Source organism: Ruegeria sp. ANG-S4, assembly GCF_000814005.1.
GTDB lineage: Bacteria > Pseudomonadota > Alphaproteobacteria > Rhodobacterales > Rhodobacteraceae > Ruegeria.
The window spans coordinates 14,260-25,445 of record NZ_JWLK01000005.1; the positions used below are offsets into that span (position 1 = coordinate 14,260).

General features: G+C 58.2%; 12 protein-coding genes. 3 read left to right on the forward strand and 9 right to left on the reverse strand.

The genetic code is table 11. From position 1 onward, the window contains the following. Window positions 1–6: 6 nt before the first annotated feature. Window positions 7–1,020, reverse strand: coding sequence for a hypothetical protein (locus RA28_RS13095; protein WP_039531526.1), 1,014 nt, complete (start codon window positions 1,018–1,020; stop codon window positions 7–9). A 332-nt stretch (window positions 1,021–1,352) separates the two neighbouring features. On the opposite strand from RA28_RS13095, the gene RA28_RS13100 reads away from it, so the two are divergent. Next, complete coding sequence (locus RA28_RS13100; RefSeq protein WP_241481137.1) at window positions 1,353–2,141, forward strand: Hint domain-containing protein; 789 nt, start codon at window positions 1,353–1,355, stop codon at window positions 2,139–2,141. Between the two features lie 59 nt (window positions 2,142–2,200). Here the strand turns inward: RA28_RS13100 and RA28_RS13105 are convergent, their stop codons facing one another. The 8 genes from RA28_RS13105 to RA28_RS13140 form a co-directional block, all read right to left on the reverse strand. Then, window positions 2,201–4,402, reverse strand: a complete 2,202-nt coding sequence (locus RA28_RS13105; RefSeq protein ID WP_039531528.1) for a 3-hydroxyacyl-CoA dehydrogenase NAD-binding domain-containing protein — start codon at window positions 4,400–4,402, stop codon at window positions 2,201–2,203. Then, complete coding sequence (locus RA28_RS13110) at window positions 4,395–4,883, reverse strand: cupin domain-containing protein (protein ID WP_039529589.1); 489 nt, start codon at window positions 4,881–4,883, stop codon at window positions 4,395–4,397. The genes RA28_RS13105 and RA28_RS13110 overlap by 8 nt, the downstream gene beginning before the upstream one ends. Further along, entirely contained in the window at window positions 4,883–6,094 is a 1,212-nt protein-coding gene (locus RA28_RS13115; protein ID WP_039529591.1) for an acetyl-CoA C-acetyltransferase, read from the reverse strand. The genes RA28_RS13110 and RA28_RS13115 overlap by 1 nt, the downstream gene beginning before the upstream one ends. 11 nt (window positions 6,095–6,105) lie before the next feature. Further along, window positions 6,106–6,744, reverse strand: a complete 639-nt coding sequence (locus RA28_RS13120) for a glutathione S-transferase family protein (RefSeq protein ID WP_039529594.1) — start codon at window positions 6,742–6,744, stop codon at window positions 6,106–6,108. A 277-nt stretch (window positions 6,745–7,021) separates the two neighbouring features. Further along, complete coding sequence (locus RA28_RS13125; protein ID WP_037310407.1) at window positions 7,022–7,234, reverse strand: hypothetical protein; 213 nt, start codon at window positions 7,232–7,234, stop codon at window positions 7,022–7,024. A gap of 53 nt (window positions 7,235–7,287) precedes the next feature. Then, on the reverse strand, window positions 7,288–9,069 hold the full coding sequence (locus RA28_RS13130; RefSeq protein ID WP_039529602.1) for an acyl-CoA dehydrogenase C-terminal domain-containing protein: 1,782 nt from the start codon (window positions 9,067–9,069) through the stop codon (window positions 7,288–7,290). 42 nt (window positions 9,070–9,111) lie between these two features. Beyond that, complete coding sequence (locus RA28_RS13135) at window positions 9,112–9,513, reverse strand: MerR family transcriptional regulator (protein WP_039529605.1); 402 nt, start codon at window positions 9,511–9,513, stop codon at window positions 9,112–9,114. Between the two features lie 249 nt (window positions 9,514–9,762). Then, entirely contained in the window at window positions 9,763–10,131 is a 369-nt protein-coding gene (locus RA28_RS13140; RefSeq protein ID WP_039529608.1) for a MerR family transcriptional regulator, read from the reverse strand. A gap of 116 nt (window positions 10,132–10,247) precedes the next feature. Between RA28_RS13140 and RA28_RS13145 the strand changes: the two genes are divergently transcribed. Together RA28_RS13145 and RA28_RS13150 are read left to right on the forward strand one after the other, a co-directional pair. Next, on the forward strand, window positions 10,248–10,667 hold the full coding sequence (locus tag RA28_RS13145; protein ID WP_039529611.1) for a PaaI family thioesterase: 420 nt from the start codon (window positions 10,248–10,250) through the stop codon (window positions 10,665–10,667). Then, a complete protein-coding gene (locus RA28_RS13150; protein ID WP_039529615.1) occupies window positions 10,668–11,186 on the forward strand; it encodes a PaaI family thioesterase in 519 nt (172 codons plus the stop codon). It begins immediately after the preceding gene.

Below are 11,186 nucleotides of genomic sequence, written 5' to 3' on the forward strand. Positions count from 1 at the left end.
ACCGCGCTATTGCCCGCAGATGTTTTGCAGCTGGACCCAGTCGCGGTCCGGCAACACCTGTTCCAAGGTTCGGCCTGCCATCGGGTCCGCTTCGATCAGGCCGATCACGGTTTCCCCAGTGATGTCGCGGGCATAGGCGTAGGGCGTCGAGGGCAGGGCGGCCTGCGCAAAAACAGACAGCAATTCGTCATCCGTAATTTCGGGCCGCGGTCCCGAGAGGACCTGCTCGGTATAGGTGTCGATTATTTCCGCGGTCAGTTCACCAGTTGTCAGCAGCCGGAATGCGGTGGTCGGCCCGGTTCGGTCCAATAAGTCGTCCAGCGGGTCCTGGACCTGCGCACGGGCGCGTGCCGCGACCACGTAACCTGCCGCAACAGCGGGGTCCTCGTGATCTTCCACCAAGGATCGATTCAACAATACAGTCCCGCCCGGTAAGATCAGGCTGTCCGGTACACCGGCGGGCAATACCACGATCTGGCGCACTCCCGTACGCTGCGCCAGACGCTCCAACGATGGGTTTGTTTCGCGCGACGCGCAGGCTTGTCCGGAAACTCTCTCGATCCGTTCGAGGATCGCGGCCCCTATTTCTTGCCGCTTGATCTCGGGCACAACCGATACAACGTGGCTTTGCAAGGTGCGCGGCAACCAAAGCAGCAAGACCGCCAGAACAGCCAAAACGACACCGGCCACGGATGCCCAACGCAATCGACCCGGATGCGGACGCGCTCGGTCAATGGCGCGTTGCAGTCGGTCAATCGCCTCCAGCATCGTGGTTTCGGATTTTGCCAGCTCCAGCGTCTCATCCGGGTCGCCGTCGGGGTTAAAGACAGCCGGAAACTCACCCGGGTTCTGCCTTACCAGCGCAGCAAGTGACCAATGTGTCAGGGCGCGATCATTAAAGTCTGAAATGGTCAGCGTTGCCTCGCCGATCGACACCACAACCTCGCGCCGCTGTTCATCGGGCGATGTGCGCCACAGACCCGTGGCTTCGATCCGCTGATACTGTTTCAGTGCGGTCATGAGGTGATGCTGCTCGATACTTTTTAGCATTCTTAGCATGTTGAAAAGCCGCCGTGCAAACGTGTTGCGGCCGCACAAGCGGCAAATCCTGTAGTGCGGGGGAATGCGCCGAGGCCGTCGAAGAACACGACAGTGTCGTCTTGATTCTGATGTTCAGAGTTTCCGTGACGGCTCCAATGCCAGTAGAATTTCCCACGTTGTTCTGAGAAAGTGCTGTCCGGGCTCAGAAATTGGTCTGAATTTGGCCTAATTATGGCAAAACTAAGTCCGACCTTTCTGTTCCATGTTAGCACTGAGTTGGTTTTGTTTAGTGCCAAAAGGGGGTTCGGCACGTGTTGAAAGTAGTGAGTGTTTCTGAGTTTTCAGATCAGGTGGACGGTGCCCAGCCCGGGGTGGGGGCAAATGCACAAGCGGCGCGGCGTCGCGGGTTCATACATGGTACACGGATCGCAACGACGGCAGGGTGGACGCCGGTCGAGCGTATTGCGGTCGGCGATCTGGTTCGGACCCTTGATAATGGGTTCAGGGAAGTCCGGCGGTTGTCTTCCGACCTGATCACCATAAGGGATGATGAAAGTCGGGCCGAAGTCCTACCTGTTCAGGTGCCTGCACATATGTCGCTGAATGGTCGGGCCATCTGGCTGATGCCAGAGCAGGAGATCGCGTTGGAACAAAGTCGGCTTGACCCGACGAACCGGGGCCGCGCGATCATTGCGGCACGGTTGTTGGCGGGGGCAGGTCGCCTGAGAAGCCGCGCACCGAGTGGACCCTTGGGTGTCACCAGCTTGTTCTTTGATGAGGACGAGGTGGTCTTGATCGACGGTGGACTTCAGGCCTTTTGTGCAAGTGGCCGATCGGGATCGCGGCCTGCGCCCGGAAGAAAGCGCTACCGGGCTGTCACCGACGAAGAAACGGCGCACTGGGTCAAGAAACTTGCGGGGATGAAAGACCTGACATCTCTTGCAAAGCCTCTGGGTGCCTTGCCGGCGCTGGTTCCGGACCATCCAATCTTTCCGATCAGACCGCCAAAGGGCCAGCGCCGACCCGGTCGTCCCGGGCGACCAGCGATGCCGACCCTGTTCCTTCGGCCGGAATGGATGATGATCCGGCACCAGCCATAAGTCTTGTCTGGGTGGGGCATGCCGGGCGGGCGCATAGGTCAAGCGCCCGCCTTTTTGTTTCAAGCGGCTTTGGCCTCGGGGTCGAAGCGACCGTAAAAGCTCTGCCCTTTGTCCGCCATCTCGCGTAACAGCGGCGGGCAGGTGAAACGTTCCCCATATTGCGCGGAGAGTTGGTCACAACGTTCAGCCGCATAGGGTGTTCCGATAATATCCAGCCAGCTGAGCGGGCCGCCGGACCACGGGGCAAAGCCCCAGCCCAGGATCGCGCCCACATCGCCTTCGCGAATGTCTTCCAGAACACCTTCTTCCAGCGCACGCACGGCTTCCAGAACCTGTGCGAACATCAGACGTTCCTGCACCTCGATCAGGTCAGGTTGGGCCTCGGCAAGAGGGTACTTGTCCTGCAGGCCCTTCCAGTATTCGACGCGTTTGCCCTTGTCGTCGTAGTCAAAGAACCCGGCATTGGCTTTGCGACCCAGACGGCCCTGTTCCTCCATCCAGAAGATCAGGTCGTCCGACGGGCTGTCCGGATATGCGTCGCCCATTGCCGCTTTGGTCGCTCTCGCGATTTTGGCGCCCAGATCAATAGACGTCTCGTCCGTTAGCTGGATTGGGCCCACGGGAAAGCCCAATTGGCGCGCAGCGTTATCGATCAGTACAGGGCTCACGCCTTCGGTGATCATCCGCGCACCTTCATTGATGTACGGAATGATACAACGGTTGGCATAGAAGAAGCGGGCGTCATTGACCACAATCGGTGTTTTGCGGATCTGTCGAACATAATCCAGCGCCTTGGCGACCGAGCGATCCCCGGTTTCCTTGCCCTTGATGATTTCGACAAGGAACATTTTCTCAACGGGTGAGAAGAAATGGATGCCGATGAACTGTTCAGGCCGCACGCTCGCCTTTGCCAGATCGGTGATCGGCAGGGTCGAGGTATTCGACGCAAAGATGCAATCCTCGGGGATGATCGCCTCGACCTTCTTGGTCATGTCTGCTTTGACACCGGGATCTTCGAAAACGGCCTCGATGATCAAGTCGCAACCTTTGAGGTGATCCAGATCCGGGGTTGCCGTGATCTGGGCCAGCATGGCTTCTTTCTTCTCAGCCGTGACCTTTCCGCGTTTGATCCCCTTGTCCAGATAGGTCTCGGAATAGGCTTTCCCCTTGTCCGCCGCTTCCTGATCCCGGTCGACCAGGACGACCTGCATTCCGGCCTGTGCCGAGACCAGTGCGATGCCGGCCCCCATCATGCCAGCGCCCAAAACGCCGATCTTTTTGACCGATTGGTCCGGGATACCCGCCGGGCGCACAGCACCTTTTTCCAGCGCTTCCTTGTTCAGGAACAGCGACCGGATCATCGCACCCGAGGAGGGGTTCATCAGCACGGAGGTGAACCAGCGCGCCTCGATCTTCAGCGCGGTATCGAAATCGACCAGCGCGCCTTCGTAAACCGCACTCAGCAGCGCTTTGGCAGCTGGGAATGCGCCCTGGGTCTTTCCGTTTACCATTGCCGAAGCACCAACAAAGTTCATGAACCCTGCGGGATGATAGGGTGCGCCACCCGGCATTTTGTAACCCTTGGCGTCCCACGGTTTGACCAGATCCCCATCTTTGGCGTTCAGTACCCACGCTTTGGCGGCGGCAACGGGATCGGCGGCGATCTCGTCAATGTATCCGGCGCCTTTCGCCTTTTTGACGTCCAGCATCTTGCCTTCCAGCAGCAGCGGAGCCGCGGCAATCGCGCCGACCTTGCGCACCATACGTGTGGTGCCGCCGGCGCCGGGGAAGATGCCGACCATGATCTCGGGCAGGCCGTATTTGGCCTTGGGGTTCTCGGCGGCGAAGATACGGTGCGTCGACAGCGGCAGTTCCATGCCAATGCCAGCCGCAGTTCCGGGCAACGCCGTCGCGATTGGCTTGCCACCTTTTTTGGTCTTGGGGTCCATACCCGCCAATTCGATTTTCCGAAGCAGGGCATGAATTTGCATCGTGCCGTCAAACAGACCCTTGGCCGGGTTGTCACCGGCCTGTTCCTTCATGACTGCCAGCAGGTTCAAGTCCATGCCGCCAGCAAACGTGCCTTCCTTGCCCGAGGTGATGACAACGCCCTTGATCTCATCATCGGCCAATGCCTGATCGATCAATTCGCTCAGCTGTGCCAAACCATCGAACGACATCACATTCATCGTCTTGCCCGGAACATCCCAGGCGATCAGCGCAACGCCATCGGCGTCTTTGGTCAGAGTGAAATCAGTCATTGTCATCTCCAATCTGGTCAGCCGTCAGCGGGCTTCCATCCTTGCGGGTGAAGGAGAATCCATTCTCATCATCCTTCACCATCATGTCTACGTCGCTGTAATAGCCGGTCTCGGTCGGGGTCCGTGTGCCCACCACCAGAAAACTTGCAGGCGCATCGGTTCTGTTTACAAGGTGATGGCCATTGGCCTCACCGGCTGGCCAGGCGGCGCAATCGCCGGGCAGCATGTCATGTTCACCATCGTCATCGATCAGCACGCATTTACCGCTGAGCATGATTGCGAACTCATCCTGCTCCATATGGTAGTGGCGCAGCGAGGACAGGGCCTGCGGCTCCAGCCGAACGATGTTGACGCCGAACTGCGTCAGCCCGCCCGCGTCGCCGACGCCTTGGTTGAAGCGGCCCCCGACCGCCTCGGCCAGTTTGCCGGGATAGGACGAACCGCCCTTGAATGGGATTTGGGAAAGGTCCAGCTTGGGCATCAGACACGCTCGATAATCGTTGCAGCACCCATGCCCGACGCAATGCAGAGCGTGGCCAGACCGGTTTCCTTGTCCTGACGTTCCAGTTCGTCCAGCAGAGTGCCGATGATCATCGCACCGGTTGCACCCAGCGGGTGACCCATCGCGATGGAGCCGCCATTGACGTTGACCAGCTCAGGATCGACGTCAAACGCCTGCTGGAACCGCAACACGACCGAGGCGAAGGCTTCGTTCACCTCAAAAAGGTCCAGATCGCTAATCTTCATGCCATTGTCGGCGAGGATCTTCTCGGTCACAGGAACCGGACCGGTCAGCATGATCGTGGGATCGGTGCCAATCTTGGCGGTCGCCTTGATGCGCGCGCGCGGCTTCAGGCCGTACTTTTCACCGAATTCCTTGTTGCCGATCAAAACAGCCGCTGCCCCATCCACAATGCCCGAGCTGTTGCCCGCATGGTGGATGTGGTTCACGCGCTCGAGATGCGGGTATTTCAGCATCGCCACTTTGTCGAAACCGGGCATTTGCTCGCCCATCGTCTGGAAGGACGGGTTCAGCGCGCCAAGCGATTGCATATCGGTGCCGGGACGCATGTATTCGTCGCGGTCCAGAATGGTCAGGCCGTTTTGGTCCTTGACGGTGATTACCGATTTTTCGAACCTGTTTTCTTCCCACGCCTTCGCGGCGCGTTTTTGCGATTCGACGGCCAGCGCGTCGGCCTGATCGCGGTCGAAACCATATTCCGTCGCGATGATGTCAGCCGAAATCCCTTGCGGCACAAAATAGGTTTCCATCGCCAGCGTCGGATCGACCGCGATCGCGGCACCATCACTGCCCATGGCAATGCGGCCCATCATCTCGACGCCGCCCGCAATATAGGCCTCGCCCGCACCGCCTTTGACTTGGTTCGCGGCCAGGTTTACGGCCTCCATTCCGCTGGCGCAGAAGCGGTTGATCGCCAGACCCGGGATCGATTCATCCAGATCGGATGCCAAAACGGCCGAGCGCGCCAGACAACCACCTTGCTCCATCACCTGCGTGACGTTGCCCCAGATCACGTCCTCAACAGCGTGACCTTCCAGATTATTGCGCTCTTTCATTGCGTTCAGGGTCACGGCAGACAGGCGCACCGATGTCACCTCGTGCAGGCTGCCATCCTTGCGGCCCTTGCCGCGCGGTGTGCGCAGGGCATCATAGATATAAGCTTCGGTCATAGGTCTTCTCCTTAAGCTCGATCCGACGGGTTGCCGGGCATCAGGTCGTATGGGTGTTTCCAGCCGGGTTGTTCGCTCAGTCGCGTCAACCAGGCGTCGATGTTGGGCCAATCGGCACGGTCAAAGCCGAAGGGTTCGGGATAATAAAGATAGCCGCAGCAACTGATGTCGGCATTGGTGACATCTTCACCAACGATCCAGTCGCGGCCCTCAAGGTGATTGTTCAGCAACTGATAGGCGGCTTTCAATCGCCCTTGGTTGAAGGCAATCACATCCGGGTTGCGGTGTTTTTCAGGAAGGAAGTTGACCAGAAACCGAGTCATGCCGGCCATCGAACTGAGCTTGTGGTTGTCCCACAAAACCCAGCGGAAAATCTCATAGTTTTCCTCTCGGTTCTTTCCGCCAAACTTGCCGGTTTTCTCAGTGATATAAGCCTGAATCGCGCCGGACTGCGTGGTGCTGAAATCGCCGTCAATGATAACCGGCGCTTCGCCCATTTCGTTGACGTCCCTGCGATATTTAACTGTGCGCGTCTCGCCGCTGAAGAAATCGACAAACACCGGCTCCCACTCCAGCCCGGACAATTCCAGTGCCAGCGCCGCCTTGTAGCAATTTCCGCTTTCTCCGAAGCAGTGAAGTTTGATCGTCATGCGTTTGCCCCTCCCAAGGTGCATGTGGCCAGGCCGGAATTGAGTATTTTTGAAAAGATGAAGCTCTGTTGGTAACCTTTGATCAACCAAGATCGATTTCAAAGGTCTTGCGGTACAGGCTGGAGAGCCGATGACCGCAAAAGGTGAAGTCGTCCCTGTCCTGATGGCGAGTGCGCCCGGTGGCAGGGACGCATCATGTCTTCATCTTTTCACAAATACTCCCGCCGGAGGCGCCCGGCTTTCAAGTGTCCTCTGACTGTTGTCTTGTGCGTGTCGATCACCGCTTGCGGGCCTCCAGCTCGGAATTGAAGATTCGTAATCTGTGCGTCAGGTTTTCCTCATCAATAACGCTGTTGAAGTTCTCAAACAGGAACGACAGTGCCTCACCTTCATCCAATCCCGCTTCACGCGCGAAACCGCGGAGTTTGCGGTACCCATCCTCGGTCATTGCGACGGGAAATCGCCGGGTCAGGCGAAAGCGTTTGGGCATCGTGATTCCTCCGGACGTGGGCTGGGGACATGGTTCCCAAGCCCACATTGAGTTCAGAAATTCGCCGCGTCCAGTGCCATCACCGTGTCCGCGCCGGTCTGGATGCGGGCCAAATGCATCGAAGTCGCGGGCAGGCGCCGGGCCATGTAGAACCGGCCGGTATTGATCTTGGTCTCGTAGAACTCTTTGTCAGACGCACCACTGTCCAGAGCATCTTGCGCGGCTTTCGCCATCTGCGCCCACATCAAGCCCAAGCAGACATGGCCGAACATGTGCATGAAGTCATATGAGCCGGACAGAGCATTGTTCGGGTTCTTCATGCCTTCCTGCATGAAGTACATGCCGGCTGCCTGAAGGTCTTTGGACGCGGCCTTCAGCGGTTCGATGAACGCCTTGTCATAGGCTGCGTCGGTGCCGCCGTTTTCCTTGCAGAAGGATTTGACCATTTCGAAGAAGGCCATGACATGCTTGCCGCCGTCCTGCGCCAGTTTGCGACCCACAAGGTCAAGCGCCTGAACACCGTTGGCGCCTTCGTAGATCATCGCGATCCGCGCGTCGCGGGTGTATTGCGACATGCCCCATTCTTCGATGTAGCCGTGCCCGCCATAGACCTGCTGCGCCTGAACGGTCATGTCGTAGCCTTCGTCGGTCAAAAAGCCCTTGATGACCGGGGTCAGCAATGAGATCAGCCCGTCCGCGTCTTTGTCGCCAGAGCGATGCGCCTTGTCGATCATGGTCGCGCCCCACAGGATGAACGCACGCGCGCCTTCGGTAAAGCTCTTCTGGTCCATCAGGCTGCGGCGGATGTCGGGGTGTACGATCAGCGGGTCGGCGGGGCCGTCCGGGTTCTTTACCCCGGTCACATCGCGACCCTGCAAGCGGTCCTTGGCGTATTCCAAGGCGTTCTGGAACGCGGCCTCGGCCTGAGACAAGCCCTGCATGCCCACGCCCAGACGCGCCTCGTTCATCATGGTGAACATGGCGCGCATGCCTTTGTGCTCTTCGCCCAGCAACCAGCCAGTGGCCTCGTCATAGTTCATGACGCAGGTCGAGTTGCCGTGGATGCCCATTTTCTCTTCGATCTTGCCGACCGACACGCCGTTGCGCTCACCCAGGCTTCCGTCTTCGTTCACGATGAACTTGGGAACGATGAACAGCGACACGCCTTTGATACCCTCGGGGCCGCCGGGGATCTTGGCCAGCACCAGGTGGATGATGTTGTCCGCCATGTCGTGATCGCCAGCCGAGATAAAGATCTTCTGGCCGGAAATCTTGTAGCTGCCGTCGCCCTGCGGTTCAGCTTTGGTGCGCATCAACCCCAGATCGGTGCCGCAATGCGGTTCGGTCAGGTTCATGGTGCCAGTCCATTCGCAACTGACCATGTTCGGCAGATAGGTGTTCTTCTGCTCGTCCGATCCATGAGCCAGAATGGCCGAGGCCGCGCCGTGGGTCAGGCCCTGATACATCACAAATGCCTGGTTTGCGCCCGAGAACATCTCGCCCACCGCAGTGCCCATCACATAAGGCATGTTCTGGCCGCCATACTCTTCCGGCATGTCGAGGCCAGTCCAGCCACCTTCCTTCATCTGCTCGAAGGCGTCTTTGAACCCGGTAGGGGTGTACACAATTCCGTTTTCCAACCGGCACCCTTCGGTGTCACCGACAACGTTCAGCGGGTGCAGAACATTGGTGGCCACTTTGCCGGCTTCTTCCAGAACCGCGCCGGTAAATTCGGCTTCCAGTTCGTCATAGCCGGGGATGTCCGACTGCGAGACTTTCAGAACGTCATGCAGAATGAACTGCGTGTCTTTAGTTGGCGCGTTGTAGACGGGCATGTGAAGCTCCCTTAATTCATATGTCCGGAGGGCAGGGCGAGTTTACTCGGCCGCCTTCTTTTCGTTTTTCATCGAGGCAATGACTTTTTCGCCCCAGCGCAGCTGTTCTTTCAGATCGTCGATGGCCTGTGTCAGCTCTTCGCGACGCGCTTCCATATCAGCCAGGCGTTCCAGGGCGATTTCGTAGGTGCGCGACATCTGGGTCAGCTGCTGATCGCCGACATGGTAAAGGTCGAGCAACTGGCGGATTTCTTCCAGGCTGAAGCCAAAACGCTTGCCGCGCAGAATAAGTTTCAGGCGGGCACGGTCGCTTTTCGTGAACAGCCGCTTTTGGCCTTCACGGATCGGAAACAAAAGTTCTTTGGCCTCGTAGAACCGCAAGGTGCGCGGCGTGACATCATAGGTCTCGCACATCTCGCGGATGGTCATCAGATCTTCGGTCATGGTTCAAACTCTCATCACTGGCGTCTTGAGCATGATTTGCGCAGTTGATGGGTCCGTTACAACATGAAGATGACGTTTACGTAATGCGAACGCTACGTCACAACCAAGTTGACGTAACATCCGGTCGCGTTAACTTGCCGACTCGCAACATTCTTGCCGCTTAAATCGACTCCTTTCGCGCCATTACCAGGTTGTGGTTGGTTCGGGCAAAGGAACGGTGCGGCGTAGATCTTGGTCGAACAGGTGTGTTTAGCCCAGCGATTTCGCGGTCTGGTCCCGCAACTGCTTCAGGGCATCCATTGCCTCATCCAGCTGCTGCCGTTGCTTTTGCAGTTCTTCCATTTGCCGATCGGCCATTTCAACAAATGTGGCCATCTGCGCCTGATTTCCCTGATCTTCGTAAATCAAAAGCCACTGGCGGATCTCTTCCAATTGAAAGCCAAACTTTCGGCCACGCATGATCAGTGTCATTCGCGCGCGCTCGCGCGAACCGTAAAACCGCGACCGCCCCTCCCGGTCCGGCTGCAGCAACTCGATATACTCGTAATAGCGCAGAGTGCGCGGGGTCACGTCGAACTCGGCGCACATCTCTTTGAATGACAAACGCTTGTCGGACATTCCAAGTCTCCTCGGCAGCAACCTAGGGCGTCGTGACCACAAGCGCAACAGCCGGGCTTGCCCTTTGCTTTGACTGCGGCTCATAAAGGGGCAGGCACAGCACAGGACCCAACTCTATGGTCAATAAGACGGAATTAGCCCGGCAGTTCATCGAAGCGATCCCGCATTCAAGGGCCTTGGGCCTGACCCTGACCCATATCGGAGAGGGGGAGGCGGAAATCTCGATGCCCTACAATCAACAATTGATCGGCGACCCTAGAACCGGCGTGATCCACGGCGGTGCCGTTTCAGCGATCCTGGATACCTGTTGCGGGGCCGCGGTCATGAGCCATCCATCCGCACCCGGTGCAACTGCAACAATTGATCTGCGTATTGACTACATGCGCGCCGCCACTCCGGGGCAGAGCATTAAGACCCGCGCGACGTGCTATCACATCACCCGCAACGTGGCCTTTGTTCGGGCGACCGCCACAGACGACGATGCGGACCACCCCGTCGCCACCGCTTCGGGTGCATTCACGGTCGAGGGTCGCTGAATGGCCCGCAAACGTCCCGAGCCTGTTCAGGTCGTCAAGCAACGCCGTGATGCCGCACTTAACGCTTTGGTTGAAGGGGTGCCATATATCCGGTTTCTCGGTATCAACTTCGACAGGCGCGGGGATGAACTGACCGGGGTCCTGAATTTTGACGAAAAGCTGATCGGAAACCCGCTTCTCCCCGCTCTGCACGGCGGTGTCACAGCCGCATTTCTTGAGGTCACGGCGGTCATCACGCTGAGTTGGGAGAAGATGTTTCCAAAGATCGAAAGTGGCGAGATAGACGCCGACGACATTCTGTCGGATGACAGCATTCGTTTTCCCAAGACGATCGACTTTACCGTGGATTACCTGCGCTCAGGTCTGCCGCGCGATGCCTATGCGCGTGCCTTTATCAATCGGTCCGGGCGGCGCTATGCGTCCGTTCGGGTTGAGGCCTGGCAGGACAACCACGCAAGACTGTTCGCGCAAGGTACAGGTCATTTCCTGATGCCACAAAACCCGGAACCCAAAGGTTAA

Excerpts from the sequence above, each read along its gene's own strand:
- RA28_RS13145 (WP_039529611.1), top strand. The coding sequence starts at position 10,248 with ATGGTCAATAAGACGGAATTAGCCCGGCAGTTCATCGAAGCGATCCCG.
- RA28_RS13125 (WP_037310407.1), bottom strand. The coding sequence starts at position 7,234 with ATGCCCAAACGCTTTCGCCTGACCCGGCGATTTCCCGTCGCAATGACC.
- RA28_RS13130 (WP_039529602.1), bottom strand. The coding sequence starts at position 9,069 with ATGCCCGTCTACAACGCGCCAACTAAAGACACGCAGTTCATTCTGCAT.
- RA28_RS13095 (WP_039531526.1), bottom strand. The coding sequence starts at position 1,020 with ATGACCGCACTGAAACAGTATCAGCGGATCGAAGCCACGGGTCTGTGG.
- RA28_RS13110 (WP_039529589.1), bottom strand. The coding sequence starts at position 4,883 with ATGCCCAAGCTGGACCTTTCCCAAATCCCATTCAAGGGCGGTTCGTCC.
- RA28_RS13135 (WP_039529605.1), bottom strand. The coding sequence starts at position 9,513 with ATGACCGAAGATCTGATGACCATCCGCGAGATGTGCGAGACCTATGAT.
- RA28_RS13140 (WP_039529608.1), bottom strand. The coding sequence starts at position 10,131 with ATGTCCGACAAGCGTTTGTCATTCAAAGAGATGTGCGCCGAGTTCGAC.
- RA28_RS13115 (WP_039529591.1), bottom strand. The coding sequence starts at position 6,094 with ATGACCGAAGCTTATATCTATGATGCCCTGCGCACACCGCGCGGCAAG.
- RA28_RS13150 (WP_039529615.1), top strand. The coding sequence starts at position 10,668 with ATGGCCCGCAAACGTCCCGAGCCTGTTCAGGTCGTCAAGCAACGCCGT.
- RA28_RS13105 (WP_039531528.1), bottom strand. The coding sequence starts at position 4,402 with ATGACTGATTTCACTCTGACCAAAGACGCCGATGGCGTTGCGCTGATC.
- RA28_RS13120 (WP_039529594.1), bottom strand. The coding sequence starts at position 6,744 with ATGACGATCAAACTTCACTGCTTCGGAGAAAGCGGAAATTGCTACAAG.